Origin of the sequence: Runella sp., assembly GCF_965279615.1 — a bacterium.
GTDB lineage: Bacteria > Bacteroidota > Bacteroidia > Cytophagales > Spirosomataceae > Runella.
Genome location: NZ_OZ257252.1, coordinates 6,547,690 through 6,564,803, shown reverse-complemented (window position 1 = coordinate 6,564,803; position 17,114 = coordinate 6,547,690). Strand labels below are relative to the sequence as shown.

Annotated in this window: 12 protein-coding genes; 4 read left to right on the top strand and 8 right to left on the bottom strand. The window is 46.2% G+C overall.

All coding sequences use genetic code 11. The features are described 5' to 3' along the window. Positions 1-29: 29 nt before the first annotated feature. The 4 genes from ACQY73_RS27460 (at position 30) to ACQY73_RS27445 (ending at position 6,615) form a co-directional block, all read left to right on the top strand. Positions 30-1,007 carry an ABC transporter ATP-binding protein gene (locus tag ACQY73_RS27460; protein ID WP_428657345.1) on the top strand — a complete coding sequence of 326 codons (978 nt, stop codon included), beginning with the start codon at positions 30-32 and terminating at the stop codon, positions 1,005-1,007. A 218-nt stretch (positions 1,008-1,225) separates the two neighbouring features. Beyond that, positions 1,226-2,089: an SDR family oxidoreductase gene (locus ACQY73_RS27455; protein WP_428657343.1), complete on the top strand. Its 864-nt coding sequence runs from the start codon at positions 1,226-1,228 to the stop codon at positions 2,087-2,089. A gap of 17 nt (positions 2,090-2,106) precedes the next feature. Further along, positions 2,107-3,213: a DNA topoisomerase IB gene (locus tag ACQY73_RS27450; protein ID WP_428657341.1), complete on the top strand. Its 1,107-nt coding sequence runs from the start codon at positions 2,107-2,109 to the stop codon at positions 3,211-3,213. Between the two features lie 84 nt (positions 3,214-3,297). Further along, complete coding sequence (locus ACQY73_RS27445) at positions 3,298-6,615, top strand: S41 family peptidase (protein ID WP_428657339.1); 3,318 nt, start codon at positions 3,298-3,300, stop codon at positions 6,613-6,615. A 52-nt stretch (positions 6,616-6,667) separates the two neighbouring features. Here ACQY73_RS27445 and ACQY73_RS27440 read toward each other — a convergent pair whose 3' ends face one another. The 8 genes from ACQY73_RS27440 to ACQY73_RS27405 form a co-directional block, all read right to left on the bottom strand. Continuing rightward, positions 6,668-7,048: a type II toxin-antitoxin system VapC family toxin gene (locus ACQY73_RS27440; protein WP_428657337.1), complete on the bottom strand. Its 381-nt coding sequence runs from the start codon at positions 7,046-7,048 to the stop codon at positions 6,668-6,670. Beyond that, a complete protein-coding gene (locus ACQY73_RS27435; RefSeq protein WP_428657335.1) occupies positions 7,030-7,254 on the bottom strand; it encodes a hypothetical protein in 225 nt (74 codons plus the stop codon). Before ACQY73_RS27435 ends, ACQY73_RS27440 begins: the two co-directional genes overlap by 19 nt. A gap of 53 nt (positions 7,255-7,307) precedes the next feature. After that, the gene (locus tag ACQY73_RS27430; RefSeq protein WP_428657333.1) at positions 7,308-8,714 is read right to left on the bottom strand and encodes a neutral/alkaline non-lysosomal ceramidase N-terminal domain-containing protein; all 1,407 of its coding nucleotides are present in this window, start codon (positions 8,712-8,714) and stop codon (positions 7,308-7,310) included. Positions 8,715-8,834: 120 nt separating this feature from the next. Next, positions 8,835-9,413 carry a LutC/YkgG family protein gene (locus ACQY73_RS27425; protein WP_428657331.1) on the bottom strand — a complete coding sequence of 193 codons (579 nt, stop codon included), beginning with the start codon at positions 9,411-9,413 and terminating at the stop codon, positions 8,835-8,837. Between the two features lie 110 nt (positions 9,414-9,523). Then, positions 9,524-10,882, bottom strand: coding sequence for a lactate utilization protein B (locus ACQY73_RS27420; RefSeq protein ID WP_428657329.1), 1,359 nt, complete (start codon positions 10,880-10,882; stop codon positions 9,524-9,526). Between the two features lie 260 nt (positions 10,883-11,142). Continuing rightward, complete coding sequence (locus ACQY73_RS27415; protein ID WP_428657327.1) at positions 11,143-11,877, bottom strand: (Fe-S)-binding protein; 735 nt, start codon at positions 11,875-11,877, stop codon at positions 11,143-11,145. Positions 11,878-11,955: 78 nt separating this feature from the next. Next, positions 11,956-13,014, bottom strand: coding sequence for an FG-GAP repeat domain-containing protein (locus tag ACQY73_RS27410; protein ID WP_428657325.1), 1,059 nt, complete (start codon positions 13,012-13,014; stop codon positions 11,956-11,958). 367 nt (positions 13,015-13,381) lie between these two features. Continuing rightward, complete coding sequence (locus ACQY73_RS27405; RefSeq protein WP_428657323.1) at positions 13,382-16,831, bottom strand: ThuA domain-containing protein; 3,450 nt, start codon at positions 16,829-16,831, stop codon at positions 13,382-13,384. Between the last annotated feature and the right edge of the window lie 283 nt (positions 16,832-17,114).

The following is a 17,114-nucleotide window of genomic DNA, read 5'->3' as shown; positions in this document are numbered from 1 at the left end:
TAGAGAGGTAACCGATAGTTTTGCTAACAATGTCTTTTTTTCAACTCAATTCCGTTTCAAAAATATACCATCATCAATGGGTTATCAAAAACATTAACTTTGGGCTTTCTGAGGGCGAAATCTTTGGTTTATTGGGGGAAAGCGGTTCCGGAAAAAGCACATTGCTCCGCATCGCCGCAGGATTATTGGACGCCGATAAAGGTAATGTATGGCTCGAAGGCCAAAAATTACGTCCTGCCAGCGACCAACTTATTCCCGGACATCCCGACATCAAAATTGTGCATCAGGATTATAATTTATCGGCCCCTTTAACGGTGCGGGAAAACATAAATTATGCCCTACGCTATTACGAAAAAGCCTACCGCGACGAACGAGTAAACGAACTTCTCCAACTTTGTCAACTGGAAGCCGTCGCCGAGCATCCGGCCAAATTGCTTTCCGGCGGCGAAAAACAACGTACAGCCATCGCCCGCGCCTTGGCCGAAGAAGCCAAAGTGTTGTTGTTGGATGAGCCTTTTGCCCATTTAGATCTGCCTAACCGCCACCGCCTTACCGAGACTATTCGCGAATTGGCCGAACAAACCGGCATCGCCTGCATTTTCGTTACCCACGATGCCAACGATGCACTGAGTCTTTCCACCCGAATGGGTATTTTAAAAGAAGGGCAACTGATTCAAATTGGCACACCCGAAGTCATTTACACCTCTCCTGCCGACGCTTACGTGGCCGAATTAACGGGGGAAGTAAATCTGTTGGAGGCTGATTTTTTCAAGAATTATACCAATTCCTGTTCTAAACTTCCCGATGGGCGTATTGCGGTTCGTCCCGAAAAATGCCTTCTTTCCTTATCTCCCACCATTTATGGAGTGGAAGCCATTGTAAAACGTGTGGTTTTTGAAGGAAGTCACTACAAAATTTACCTCCAAGCCGCAAGCCAACTTTTAAAAGTGTATCATCACGAAGTGGTGCCGTTGGGAAAATCGGTATTTGTTGATTTGAAACCGTAGGGGCAGGCCTCGCGTCTGCCCGGCGCGCTCCAAAACTAACTCAACGCTTATATTCCAAAATTTACTTTGTCTGAGACACCGGGCAGACGCGAGGCCTGCCCCTACGATTTGGTTTTACGGTTTAGGGAAAAAATTCCCCAACACTGCGTGCTTAGGCATTGGCCTGAGAATTTTATGAACAGATTAGTTCGTAAAATTTTTCAATGTCTGTTAACACCATGAAATTCCCTAAAAATATTCCTGAGCAATCTCAATCCGTGCAGCCCGGGCTGGAATATAAAATGCACAATCCGGAACCCATTACGATTCGACCCAACTACAAAGGAGCCGATAAGTTGAAAGACAAAGTGGCACTGATCACCGGTGGCGACAGCGGCATTGGCCGGGCAGTGGCAGTTCATTTTGCACGCGAAGGGGCAAATGTGGCGATTGTTTGTACCGATAGAGAGAAAAAAGATGCCGAAGACACGCGCCAAATGGTCGAGGAGGAAGGGCAGGAATGCCTGATCTTGATCGGTGATCTGAAAGACTCTGCCTTTTGCAAAATAGTGGTGGAACTGACCGTTAAGGAATTTGGGCAATTGGACATAGTGGTCAACAATGCCGGCATTCACTACGAAACCAAAGAATTGGAGGATATATCGGAAAAGCAGTTGACCGAAACCTTTGAGGTCAATGTTTTCTCTTTCTTTCATGTCACGCAGGCAGCCTTAAAACACTTGAAAGAAGGCGCTTCCATCATCAATACTGCCTCTATTGTGGCCTATCGCGGAAGCGAATCGCTGATGGATTACGCCGCTACCAAAGGCGCTATTGTTTCGTTTACCCGTTCATTATCAAGCAATTTGGCAAGCAAAGGCATTCGCGTGAATGGTGTAGCACCCGGCCCTATTTGGACGCCCCTTGTAGTATCAGGGCGCGACCCTGAAAAAGTAAAAGGATTTGGAAAAGATACGCCCATGGAACGTCCGGGACAGCCCTGCGAATTGGCCCCCGCGTATGTATTCTTAGCATGTGAAGATTCATCCTACATTACAGGGCAGGTAATTCACGTCAATGGCGGAACAATCATTAATACATAATTAAACAACTCGGCATTATGGCTACGACTCAACCCATTTCATTGCCCGTTCGACATTCGAAAAAGCATTTTGAAAAACTCAATAAAAATCCACAGGCTTCCGCGAAGTCAGTAGGATTAGTCTATGTTTCTGACACATCTCCGGGCTACACGCGCAAGCGTTCGGGCAAAGCATTCAGCTATTACGCTCCTGACGGCAACCTGTGCAAGGACAAAAATGCATTGCGTCGGATAAAGTCGTTGGGCATTCCTCCCGCTTGGACAAATGTGTGGATCTGTGCCGATGAAAAAGGGCATTTGCAGGCAACGGGCACCGATGGCAAAGGGCGCAAACAATACCGCTACCATGCCGATTGGAGTCAGGTGCGCAGCACTACTAAATACCACCGTATTGAACGCTTTGCCAATCAATTGCCGGTATTGAGAGAGCGACTGGAAAATGACATGGCCGCCAATAAATTAACGTACCATAAAGTAGTGGCCCTGGCGGTTCGAATCATAGAACTTACCGGCATCCGTGTGGGCAATGAAGCGTATAAACGCATGTACGGCAGTTTTGGCCTTACTACGTTGGAAGACGATAACATCGAAGCAAGTGCCTCAAAAGTAACGTTTTCATTTAAAGGAAAAAAGGGCATTTATCACCGTATCCCGATTCGAAACAGTCGTTTGGCACGTCTGGTCCAACGTTGCAAAGACATTCCGGGCAAAGAACTTTTTCAGTATTACGACGAAGAAAAGAACGCCCATTGCATTACATCCACTGACGTTAACACGTATCTGCACGAAACCGTAGGCGATGGTTTTACAGCCAAAGATTTCAGGACGTGGATCGGTTCGTTGACGGCTTTCTGTGAATTCAAAAAAACGGGTGATTTCGAAACCCAAACCGAGGCAAAACAAAACATCAGGCAATGCTTGGAAGCAGTCGCAAAACGATTGGGTAACACCGTGACAGTCTGCAAAAAATACTACGTACATCCCGCGCTTATTCGGGCGTATGAAGAGCATAAATTGTTTAAATACATGGAAGATGTGGATGTATGCGCTGAAAATCCTTTAGGCATTGATGCACTTTCTCCCATTGAAGAACAGCTCTGTAAATTGTTGAAGGACTATAACTGACCTTCTTCTTCGTAAAGGGTGAAAATATTTGGGGAGCATTACAAATATGCTTAATTTTCAGCATAACTAAATTGACTCTTCATCATGCGATTTTTACCCTTTTTAGCCTTAGTGCTCGGTCTTGGGAGTAACGTTACCCGGACACTTGCCCAAGGCACTCGTTTGTTGCGCCAACCTACGGTCAGCGACCGCGCCATTGTATTTGTATACGCCGATGATCTGTGGCTTGTAGGCCGCGACGGCGGCAATGCTCAACGTCTTACCACACACGAAGGAACCGAATCTTTGCCTCATTTTTCTCCCGATGGGAGTCAAATTGCCTTTTCGGGACAGTACGGCGGCAACACCGACGTCTACGTTATTCCCGCTTCGGGCGGAGAGCCCAAACGCCTCACATGGCATCCCGGCGAAGATGCCGTACAGGGCTGGACACCGGACGGGCAAAGCATCGTTTTTCGTTCGGGGCGCAAAGGTAATCCAACCGCTCTTTCCAAATTTTTCAAGGTAAAATTAACAGGTGGATTTCCCGAAGAATTGTCTGTACCGCAGGCACATGCGGGCGAGATCTCCCCTGACGGGCAAATGATAGCCTATCAACGGGTGGGTTTTTGGGATGCCGAATGGCGCAATTACCGAGGCGGTCAGGCCCAACCCATTTGGATCGTAGACACCAAAACACTCACGCTCAAAACCACCCCGCAAACCGACCGCGAGCGTCATACCGATCCTGTTTGGTACAAAGACGTGGTGTATTTTCTTTCCGAGCGCGACTACGCCAACAACGTTTGGTCATTCAATCCCAAGAACAGCGAGTTGAAACAAATTACCTTTCACAAAGATTTTGACGTAAAAAGCCTGGATGCTTCCAACGACCGCATTGTATACGAACAGGGCGGTTATTTACACCTGCTCGACCCACAAACCGGCCAAGCCAAACAACTGATTATCAATGTACAGGGCGATTTTACATGGTCAATACCACGCTGGCAGGATGTACGCCCGATGGCCTTGGTGAATGCTTCCCTTTCTCCTACGGGCAAAAGAGCGCTTTTTGAATACCGAGGGGATATTTTTACCGTTCCTAAGGAAAATGGTGATTGGCGCAATATCAGCCACAGTTCGGGCGTGGCTGACCGCGCACCGGCATGGTCGCCCAATGGACAAAAGATCGCCTGGTTCTCGGACGCAAGCGGCGAATACCAATTGATGATCTCGGATCAGGAAGGGTTGGAAAAACCGCGCGCCGTTGCACTGCCAAGCCCTACTTTTTATTTTAAACCTCAATGGTCGCCTGATAGTAAATACATTTCTTACACCGATACCGATTACAATTTATGGGTGATCGATGCCGAAGGCGGGCAACCCAAAAAGATTGATACAGAGCGATTTGCTCACCCCAACCGAAGCCTTAATCCTGTTTGGTCACCGGACAGTAAGTGGATCGCGTACGCCCGTATTTTAGACAATCAACACAAAGCCATTAAAGTGTATAACATGGAAACGGGCAAAACGCATCAATTGACCGATGGTATGTCGGATGCGCTTTCGCCGGTGTGGGATGCCTCGGGCAAGTATTTGTATTTTTTGGCCAGTACCAATTATGCCCTCAACACGGGTTGGCTTGATATGAGTTCGTACCAAATGCCCGTTACGCGCGGCGTATACATGATTGTTTTAGCAAAAGGTGAACCGTCTCCGTTTCTGCCCAAAAGCGATGAAGAACCCATAGAAAAAGCAGAAAAGAAGGAAGAACCGGTGGATGATAAAGCAAAAAAAGTAGAGAAAAAAGGCAAAGAAGAGCCTAAAAAAGAGGAGAAAGAAAAACCGGAAGCTAAAAAAGGAGTAGTCGTAAAAATTGATTTGGAAGATATTGACCAACGGATTTTGGCCCTGCCCAAAGTAGCGGTGAAAGGTTACGAAGAAATCATTGAAGGGCCCGAAGGTTCGCTTTTCTTCTTCGAAAGTATTCCTGACCAACCGGGCCTTACGCTTCATAAATACACCCTGAAAGACCAGAAAAATGAAGACTTTTTAAAGGGAATCCAGTCCGCAGTTACGTCCCACGACCGCAAAAATTTATTGTATCGCGGCGACGGCGCTTGGGGAATTGTTGCAACCGCCAATCCACCCAAGCCGGGCGATGGAAGGCTGAATTTGGCGGGAATGAAAATTCAGATCGACCCCAAAGCCGAATACAAACAGATCTTCCGTGAAGGTTGGCGCTATCAGCGGGACTTCCTGTATGTCAATAATGTGCATGGTGCTCCTTGGAACGACGTGTATCAATGGTATTCGCCTTGGATCGACCACGTTCGCCACCGCACTGACCTTAATTATATCGTAGATATTTTGGGGGGAGAAGTAGCCGTAGGCCACTCTTTTACCTCCGGAGGGGATTTTCCAACGCTGGATAATATAAATCCTGCGGGGCTTTTGGGTGCCGATTTTTCCATCGAAAACGGATTTTATCGCATTAAAACCATTTTTACGGGCGAAAGTTGGAATCCTGAACTGCGCGCCCCGCTCTCCGGTCCGGGCATTGATGTCAAGGAAGGAGATTATTTACTGGAAATCAACGGAATGCCTCTTACCGCCGACGTGGATATTTATAACTTACTGGAAGGCACCGCTAACCGTCAGATCAAAATCCGCGTTAATGCCATGCCTGACCTCAAAACTGCCAAATCTGTAACGGTTGTACCGGTTGCCAACGAAGGGCAGCTTCGCACACGAGCGTGGGTGGAAGGAAATCGCCGTAAAGTGTCGCAACTTTCTAACGGTCAGTTGGCGTATGTGTGGATTCCCAATACGAGCAATGCAGGCTACGAATATTTCAACCGCTATTATTTTGCCCAACAGGATAAAAAAGGGGCCGTCATCGACGAGCGTAACAACGGCGGCGGTTCGGCTGCCGATTATATTGTGGATGTTTTAGCCAGAAAATTACAGGGATATTTCAACAGTCGCGCCAACGACCACAGGCCTTTTACAACTCCTATGGCGGGACTTTGGGGACCTAAAGTAATGATCGTCAACGAAATGGCAGGTTCAGGCGGTGACCTCATGCCGTACTTATTCCGGCAAGCCAAAGTAGGGCCACTCGTAGGGGCGCGTACTTGGGGAGGATTGGTCGGAACGTGGGATACCCCGCCGTTTATTGACGGTGGACGCATGGTAGCACCACGCGGCGGCTTTTTCGATCTTGATGGAAAATGGTCGGTAGAAGGCGATGGCATCGCCCCCGATGTAGAAGTAATTCAAGAACCTGCAAAATTGGCCAAAGGCGAAGATCCTCAATTGGAAAAATCGGTGCAGGTAGCGTTGGAATTATTGAAAACGCAAAGTGTAACGCTCAAACCCGAGCCGGAAGCGCCCATTCGCTATAAAAGACCACAGAAGTAACCGAGAGCAAAAAAGGCTTGGAAAGTTTTAAAAACTTTCCAAGCCTTTTTAATTAAAGAGAATGAGCATCCAATAATTTTAAATTGGGAATTCCCTCAAAATCAGAAGTATTATGAGTGATCAATGTTAAATCATTGACTAAAGCTGTAGCGGCAATGATTGCGTCGGGGATTTTGATTTTCCTTTGACGACGTAACGCGATAGTCTGAATTATTATTAATTCTTCCAAATCATAAATACTACATTCTCTCACAAAGTCTTTAATGAGTTCTGAATTTGGTGTTATAAAACTAAGTACCTCAATTCTGGTAATCACCGAAATGTTAGGTATTTCATTTATTACTAAATCCATAAATTCTTTCCCGGCACGTGGCAATTTCCCCATCAGGTAATCGGTAACCGCATTACTATCAATCAAATAGTCCGTTCCCATTCATTACGGCTTTCGTTAATATATTTTTGCAATGCTTCCCCTTCTTCCTGAGGTAATTTACCGGCAAATCTTTCAGAAAGCTTTTGTGCTGTTTGTGGTTGAGGCTTGCCTTCCCTTTTCACTATCCTAATGATATCCATTTCCTCAAGGTCTCGAATTAAATTTAAGCCTTTAGGGTTACGAATTTCTATGAGTAACGTTTCCATGTTTATCCAATTTTAACAAATATAACAGAAAATCAGGCACTTTATTCTGCCTATTATGACATCTTATCAATCAAATCACGGGCAATTTCCTGAAAATAAGCTCCGTTGTAAGGCCCGAACCAATTCATGGTCATGGTTTCGTAACCGTCTTTTCCGTAATATTTATCGGGAGTCACATAGCCAATGTACCCTCCGTTGAAACTCGTGACCATCAATTTAAGTCCTTTTTTCTCGGCATAAGCACTCATTTCGGCGACCAATTCTCCCGAAAAGTCGCACGGAAAACCAACCATCAATACATTTCCAATACGCATCGCTTTGACGTAATTCGGATAATCACCAAACGCCCAACGAAATACCCAAGGGCGCATACTCAAGCCGGTAGAAATTCTCGGAACAGGATGGCGTAACGGCAAAGGCAATGTCACCATTTGAAAGGCCGGATTTTGAAAGGTCTGCATCATTTTAAGCTGCTTTTGTACATCCGACTCCAAGCTATCAGCTTCAGCAACTACCTGCATCAGGTCCGTTTCGGCTTCAATTTTGGGCCCCATGCTTCCCACCGCTCCCGACATAAACAGCGCAAAGTTGGCTTCACCGTGTTCTAAAGAATCCACCAAAACCCCCGGGTAATCGCGGGATAGCACAATATTGTCTGAACTTGTAATGGTCGAATGCGCCGCGTAAGAGCATAAGAGTGCTTTTTGGCCGTCTTCTCGGACAAATTGTAGCGTGCGCAGATAAGGGTCAATCGTTCCGTCATCAAACGCACGGTTACGAACCCGCGCAGTATCGGCTATTTCATGGTAGGCGATAGCGGCCGGCTTTACATTTCTCTGCGCAAGTTGTACCGCTTTCACAATGGCATCGGCAATCCACGTAACATTTGCTTCGTTAAATTCTCCCCCAAACAATTTCCCTACAATTCCTTCGCTCCATCCACCCATGCTGTTGTGTGAATGTGTTGCGCCTAAATAAACCTGTTCAAACGGAATGCCTGTTGCTTTGAGTTTGGTTTTCAACTGTTCCGTTACCGCCGGCGGAATGATCAGTAAATCAGCGGCTACAATGGCCGCTTTGGCGGTCCCATTTTCAATGACCACGGCACGAACGTAAATAGAATCATGCACCGATTTATACAACGCTCCTTTTCGTACGCCATAACCTGCCGTTGGTGTTGGTGATCTGGGCGTAAAATTCACTTTTGCCCAACCTACATTCAGCGGAAAACGGCTTATTTCTCTTGGAGGTGCCTGCGGAGACTGTTCATTATCAATGGGCGCTTGTGGCACTTGCGAACCGGGAATGGACAATGCCTTGATTTGGCTCTTCCATTCCTTATAATAGGCCATTTCTTGGTAAGGCGTATCGTCGACGGTCGTCAACATACAGGCCAATATAACAACGATCAGCAACACTAAGCCGCCGAGAACTTTCAGAAGTATTTTGAGAAAACGCATATAGAAAAGAAGCAGAATTTTTGTTTAAGATTTGCAAACTACGAGAGAAATAACATGATGTATACAAAAAGGCGCAAAGAAATATAATCTCTTTGCGCCCAAGCATATATTATTAGAAATCTAATCCAGTATAAACGCCACCATAGATTTAGGGCCGTGTGCGCCTAAAACTAACGATTGCTCAATGTCAGCGGTTTTGGACGGACCTGCAATGAAGGCCCCAAACCCGTACCGGTCGCCGCCAATGCGGGTATAAGCGTCGTGCATTTTGGGAAGAATTTCCGACTTTTTGACAATCAATGCCAACGTTTCGGCAATAAAAGGCGTTACACGTTGTCCCATTTCCGTCTCGGTTACCCAAACCGAACCGTTTTCCGCTACGGCAAACTGTCCCTGCAAAATAGCCAAACCCACATCTTCCAATGAATGCGGGTCAGAATTCAGCCAACTTTCCTGAGCGATGTCGGCTAAAAGAGGCAAGTTTGTGATAATGCGTCTTCCTGAAAAATGCGTTTGCAGGTAAGTTTTGATCTCTTCCCAATCCTTAACATAAATTACTTCACCACCAATCGTAGTCAGAACGGATTTGAATTGTGCGGCCAAATCAGTGTATGGATTACCAAAATTTTGAATTTCGGGCAAAGGCGTTAAAGCGGGCTTGTTTTTGGCAACGGCTGCCAATATTTTTTCACGACTCATTTTTATATAGATTTTGTCATGCCTGAAGCAGCTGAAATAACAGAAAATTTTAGCGTTTGTGTCTTTGTATTCTTCTACATCACCGGGCAAACGCAAGGCTTGCCCCTACGTTAATTTCTGTTTTTCTTATACCATTCGCCAAACGACTCTTTGGGCGGCTCGGGCATTTCGCGTTGTTTGAACCAAGGATTCAATGAGTTATTCACCACAAAAGGCGCATTGGCCAACGTAAAACGACCGATTTTCCCTGACAAACGATATACCGTTGGGTTTGACAATACCGCCGACATTGCTTTCATACTGATGGTCTTGGCCGTAGGAGAATGCCCACTTTTAGTAAGTACCTGCCGCCAATCGTATAACTGCTCGTGAATGTTGATCTTAACGGGGCAAACGTTGGAACAACTCCCACAGAGCGTACTGGCAAAAGGCAGATCGGCATTCTTGGTCATATCCAGATTAGGTGCCAAAATCGACCCAATTGGACCTGCTACCGCATTATGATAACTATGGCCGCCGCTGCGACGATACACAGGGCAGGTATTCATACAGGCTCCGCAACGAATGCATTTGAGCGAATTGCGGAATTGTTCACGCCCCAGTTGAACCGAACGACCGTTGTCCACCAACACAATGTGCATTTGTTGTCCTTCACGTGGTTTGGCAAAATGGCTCGAATAGGTTGTGATGGGTTGCCCCGTTGCCGAGCGTGCCAACAGGCGCAGAAAAACACCCAGATGTTCGCGCTTAGGAATGATCTTTTCAATGCCCATGCAGGCAATATGCACATCGGCCAAATGAGCGCCCATGTCGGCGTTTCCTTCATTGGTACAGACCACAAATTCGCCCGTTTCGGCCACGGCAAAGTTCACTCCTGTGATCGCCACGCGGCGCGTCAGAAACTTTTCGCGGAGGTTTTCGCGAGCGGCATGCGTCAGTAATACCGGATCGGCACAGCCTTCGGGCGTTCCTAAATGTTCATGAAACAGTACTCCTATCTCTTCTTTTTTCCAGTGAATACAGGGCAACACAATGTGACTCGGCGGTTCATTGGCCAACTGCACAATGCGTTCTCCCAAGTCAGTATCAATCACTTCCACGCCGTTTTCGGTTAAATACGGATTAAGGTGACATTCTTCCGTCAGCATTGATTTGCTCTTTACGATCTGGGTTACGCCCTGACTTTTCAGGATCGACAACACAATTTCGTTATGGTCGTGCGCGTCGGCGGCCCAATGTACGGTGATGCCGTTTTTTTGCGCATTTTTCTCAAATTCAATTAGATAATTGTCCAGTTCAGACAATACATTGTGCTTGATCTGAGAAGCGGTCTCGCGCAATTTTTCCCATTCGGGAATGGCAAATGCCGCGCGGTCGCGTTTTTGACGCACCCACCACAATGTTTCGTCGTGCCAAGTGGTACGGTCAAAATCTTTATTGAATTTTTCGGCAGCGTCAGCGTGGTTCATTTTTATTTTCAAGTGTTACGGATTGTCTGCAACCCGGACATCAAACATTTTCATTTCAGACTGTATCGGATTTGAGAATCCGATACCACTTTCAACAACCCGGACATTAAACATTTTCATTCAGATTTGTTGGTACCAAAACCTTATAGGTTTGTAACAAAATAGCGTAATTCATTAAAAGAATAAAACCTATAAGGTTTCCCTCGAATTGCAAATTCGCTTCAGTTTTGTTCCTGATTGCAAATCCGGAACAGCTTGTTTCATTTCGAATTCAAAATTTCTGCAATGTGCATTACTTTGATCGGCAATTGCCGACGACGAATGACTCCCTCCAAGTGCATCAGGCACGACATATCGCCCCCGGTCAGGATTTCAGTACCGTTTTTGACATGATCATCTACGCGGTCAATGCCCATTCGTACCGAAACGGCTTCCTCGGCTACGCAAAAAGTACCCCCAAAACCACAGCATTCGTCTACCCGGTCGAGTTTTACCAAATTCAACCCGGTGACCATATTCAATAATTTTTCAGGCTTGGAAAAAGGCGGTGCCACCAGTTCCGACATTTGCGCTACATGGAGTCCGCGCTGCCCGTGGCAACTTTGGTGTATTCCTACACGATGCGGAAAATGAGCTTCTAAATCTTCGACCTTTAAGATATCCGTCAAAAACTCCGTAAGCTCATAAATATGGGTACGAACGTGTGTAGCTTCTCCTTCTCTTTTGTCGTCGTGCAGGTGATCTTTGATGTGCAATACGCAACTTCCGGAGGGAGAAACAATGTAGTCAAACTCGGCGAAGTTATTGATAAACAGCCGATCACAATCGTGTGTCAGGTGTGCATACCCTGAGTTGGCCATCGGTTGACCACAGCACGTTTGTTTGGCAGGATATGAAACTTCACAGCCAAACTTCTCTAATAATTGAAGCGTAGCGATACCCACTTGCGGGTAAAACTGGTCTACATAGCAGGGAATAAATAATCCGACTTTCATAGTACAAACTTACGTTATTCCCTGCTAAAATGCTGTCCTGTGGACACCTGTTAAAGAAATTTAATGAGTACTCAACAATTACTTTTTCTGTTGAAGGAACACGTAAACCCCTTTTTTATTGGCAACAACAATGTCAGGAATTTTGTCATTATTCATATCTTCAGTCACAACGTGAAGGCCTACACCTGAGTTGTTATCAATTTCATGGGGCGTCCAAGTGGGCGTTGGGCCGGGTTTGAATTCAAACCAGTACAAAACCGCCGGCTCAAATTCTCCGGGATCGTGGCCATTGTGGGCAAAATAGCGTTTGCCCGTCACCAGATCCTTCTGCCCGTCGCCATTTACGTCAATTAAACTTACTCCGTGTGTTTGAGAAAATACTTTGTAAATATCGTGTTTTGTCCATGTTGGATTGCCCTGTGCGTCTTTGCCCTGCTCATGCCACCACATACCATAGCTGTGGGCTGAAGCGCTTATCACGTCTTTTAAGCCGTCTTGGTTAACGTCCATCAGGTACATTTGAGAGCAATCTTCCCCTAAATTTGCTTTGTGAAACGCCCAATTCGGTTGCTTGCGATCCACGGGAGCTTCCCACCAGCCTTCTTTGATAAGTACGTCCAATCGGCCATCGTCATTCATATCCACTAAACCGAGTCCGTGCGTAAACCGGTGCGTACCGGGAATGTCGCCTTCTGCGATCACGGTTTTCTGCCATTCTGTATCCCCTTTTTTGGTTGGTGATTTTAACCAAATGATCTGCTTGGACTCAGAATCGTTGCCCACAATATCGGGACGACCATCTCCGTCAATATCACCAAAATAAGGAGATTCATTTCCTAAGGATTTACTGATCGTGTGTAGTTTCCAATGTCCGGGTTTGTTTTGAGGATTTTCGTGCCACACCACAGGGATGCCCGGATAATCTACCCGTATCAGATCTATCCATCCGTCCTGGTTAACGTCCATGCTGAAATTCAGAAAAGAATTACTGTAGCCGCCGTTGACGGTAAATGTATCTCCTTTGGCTATTTCGTGGCGTTCCCAGTTGGGAGCCTGAAACCAAAATGCACCCGCCATTACATCCTTTTTGCCGTCATGATTGACATCACCCACGGCCACGCCCTCGGAAAAGAACATCTTAGTAAGTGTCTGTTTAGTAAAGCTTACGTCTCTTCCTTTCTGCGCTTGGCAATTTATTGTCGCTGCAACAAGTGGTAAAAGGGTTATTACTGCTAACTTATATCTATTCATGTCTTGGTTAATGGTTATCTATATAATTGTTAAAATTCCGGTAATTGGCATGATATATATATTTGTTTCAAGACTTGGAGAAACCATTTCTCAGCCCTGCTCTTTCGGTTTTGAGAAACCGAAGGCACAAAGCGTGAATTCAGGTTCTCAAACCTGATGTTTGGGGTTTGAGAACCCCATTGAATGTGCCCGATCACTCAATTCTTTCGGTTTTGAGAAACCGAAAGCACGAGAATCGAAAGCACGAGGCCTATTATTCATCAAATTGAATACTGACAAATTTCATCAAATTGTCGTTGGGTTTGGTTCGTTTGATGGCAAAAAAGTACACATTATGCCGTCCCAAAACAGGATTATCCAGCGATGCGGTAATTTTTTCCACTTTATCACCCGAGCCGGTTGACTTAAATGCTGCACGGCTTATAACAGGTCCTGCCTGCGAATCAATCCGCACTTCGATTTCTCCGTCTTTGTCAGAGGCAGCGTATTCGTACGTCAACTTTTTAATATTGGTCAAATCAATGTTTTTCAACAAAACATACGACTTATGCGCCCCTTGCGACAGATTATTACCAAAACGGGCAAAACCCACCTGCGCATCGGTGTTTACAGCTCTTACTTTTGCACTTCTTAAACTGATGACATCGCTGCCGGTCAATGGCCCTATTATTTTATTTCCCTTGTCTTTATACGAGGCCCAAAGTGTATATTGACCGCGCGTTTCAGTAGGCTGATGCGCATTCAATACCAGTGCGCCCTGCAATGGCAATACCGTGCGGGTTCTTTGCGGGTCTGTCAACGAAAAGATGTACTTGACCATTTCCTGTGCGTCCTGAAGGGCTAATTGCGGGTGGGCACTCATTACGTGCTCTTTCCCCCAGCTTCCGCCACCGCCGTTGATGATTTTTGCGGTCAAGGTTTCCAACGCCCCGGGTTGTGTTTTATAGCGCTTGGCTACCTCCAACAAAGTAGGGCCAACTGATTTTTTATCAATGGTATGACAGGCTTTACAGTCACTTCCGTCCATTAGCATTTTTCCTAATGAATTGATTTCAAGAAGGGCTGTTTCGGGCAGTTTCGGGATGCTTTCAAGCACGCTTGGCTGCGGATTGTAGCTGTAAAAAACCGAAACCTTCTTAGGGTCAATGGCTGTTTCTTCTTGGTCTTTTACCTTAACTGTGTACTCAAAAGGTTTATTTTCCCAGAAAAATGATTTGTTCGCCGTAGTTGTGATCGCTACATCGGGTTTGGTATTTCCTACTTTAATAATAAGCGTATCGGTGGCTGTTAAACCCGCTTTGTCGATTACTTTTAAAATGGTTTTGTAAACGCCCGGTTTCGTGTACGTGTAGCTCGGGTTGGGTGCAGTGGCTCCTACATTCTTTCCATCAAACAACCATTGATACGTAATTTGGTCATCATCGTCCAAATCACGCGTTCCCCGGCTGTTGAACACTACCCGAAGCGGTGCCTGCCCCGTTGCTTCGCGCAAGACCGGTCCATTTCGTTCGGAGGTCAGAAATACAGTTTTATCCAAATGGGCCGCCGCTGCCGAATCTACTACCGCTGCCTGAGCGATCGGGGCTCGATTTCCGGTATTATATTCAATTTTGACCAAACGGGCGTCCTCATTATCAGCCCCATATACTGAACCATATTCCAACATATACATAACACCATCTTCTCCAAAGGCCAGATCAATCGGGCGCCTGAAATCGCCATTGCCTGCCATAAACGGCTCGCTGCGTACGTAATTTTCGTTTTCATCAAATCGTAATGACAACACCCAATTCCGCATCCAATCAAAGACAAACAACGTTCCGTCATAGTAATCGGGAAATTTGGTGGGAGACGTGCTGTTTTTATTAAAGGTATAGAATTGCCCCGCCATGGCGCTGCGTCCGCCCATTCCCAGCTCGGGAAACTCATTCGAAGCGGCATAAGGATACCAGATCATGGCCGGTGTGGCAGGAGGCAATTGGCTCAAGCCGGTATTGTTGGGAGAATTATTGACGGGTGCTTTGGGGTCGTACAACGGCCCTGCCGTTTTGGTTGCGAAATCCCATTCGGGGTAAGCATAATTATTGCCCAAGAAGTAAGGCCACCCAAAATTTCCCGCTTTTTTAGCTTGGTTAAATTCATCGTAGCCGCGCGGTCCCTGCGGACTTTCTTTGCCCGCATCCGGGCCGATCTCGCCCCAATACAGTACTGATGTTTTAGGGTTAACAGCAATACGGTACGGATTTCGGCAACCCATCGTATAAATCTCAGGGAGCGTTTTGGGGGTTCCTTTAGGAAATAAATTACCTTCCGGAATGGTATAAGTGCCATCGACTTCGGGATGGATGCGGAGCACTTTTCCTTTCAGATCGTTGGTATTGGCCGATGAACGCTGTGAATCCAAACTATAATATTCTTGGCCCGGGCGTTCGTCAATGGGCGCATATCCATCCGAAGGAAATGGACTGGAACTATCACCGGTTGAAAGGTACAGGTTGCCGTTTTTATCCCACGCCAACGAACCGCCGTGGTGAGCACCACTGTTTTTTTGGACGGGTACTTTCAGCAAAACCTTTTCGGACGCCAAATCCAGCACATTATCAGGCGAAATTACGAAGCGGGAAAGCTGAAAATCAAAAGGTTCTTTTTGCTCCTGCCCGCCGGGTGCGTAATAAACGTACATGAAATGATTGACCGGAAAATTCGGATCAAGGGTAATACCGATCAGTCCCGTTCCTCCCATGTTTGTAATGGGAAATTTCCGAACCAACGCGTGCTTTTTCGTGCGGGTATCGTAAACGGAAAGATTGCCGTACAATTCCGTAAAAAATACACGACCATCCTGCGCAACGGCTACTTCCATCGGTGCATTCAGGTCATTGACCAGTACGGTTTTGACAAAGCGATTTTGTTCAGGCGTTACTTTCGCGTAGGCCTTTTTATAATCCAACGGTTTGTTTTCACCGATAGCGTATTTGATACCGCCCAACAGATGTTGCAGATACAACGGTTCGCTATAACTTTCGTCGGTATGGCCGCTGCCTGTATAAAAGGCGCGCCCACCGTCGTATTCATGGTACCAACTGATGGGGTGATTGGCACCGTTTGTGCCGCCTTCGTAGGTATTTTCGTCTAAGTTGGCTAACACGCGAATGCCGGTAAAAAACGAACGATAATTATACCATTCATCGGTGCGTTCCCAGCGGTCGGGCAGCATTGAGGTAGCTCCGTGGGTTTTGTCCGTTACGTCTACCATCGCTTTTCGAATGTTGGAATTATGCGGATGACTGGCAAAGTGAGCGCCCATGAGTTTTCCGTACCAAGGCCAATCGTACTCGGTATCAGCGGCGGAATGAATTCCCACGTAGCCCCCTCCTGCCTGAATATATCGCTCAAAAGCTGCCTGCTGCTCTCCGTTGAGCACATTGCCGGTGGTATTGTTAAAAATGACCGTACTGTACTTTTTGAGACTGTCGTCGGTGAAATAAGCGGCATTTTTAGTCGTATCTACCAGAAATCCGTTTTCTTTTCCCAATTTCTGAATAGCCGCAATGCCAAAGGGAATAGAAGAATGTTTCCACCCTTTTGTTTTTGAAAAAACCAACACCCGAGCTGTAGGAGCCGGCTGTTTTAAGGCCGTTGAAAACAACAACAACACAATTCCAATCAATCCACCGGAAAGAAATTTAGCTTTTGAAAACATGAGTGCAACGTCGAAAGATGAATACTGAGCAGCCGCTTTGATTACACTATTTCAAGCCTTTTCAGTACTATATCTACTTAAATTTTGTTAAGTGCCTGAGTATAAATTTTTGTGCTATTTGAAATAATATATCGCTTTTCGGTACCCGGTCGGGTTGTAAGCAACCCTCTGCACAGGGACACTCTCCGTGTCGAGGGTTGCTCACAACCCGACCGTTAAAGTAAACTTGAAATGTATAAATGCAAAAAGACCGCTTGCGGCGGTCTTTTTGCAGCACGAATGC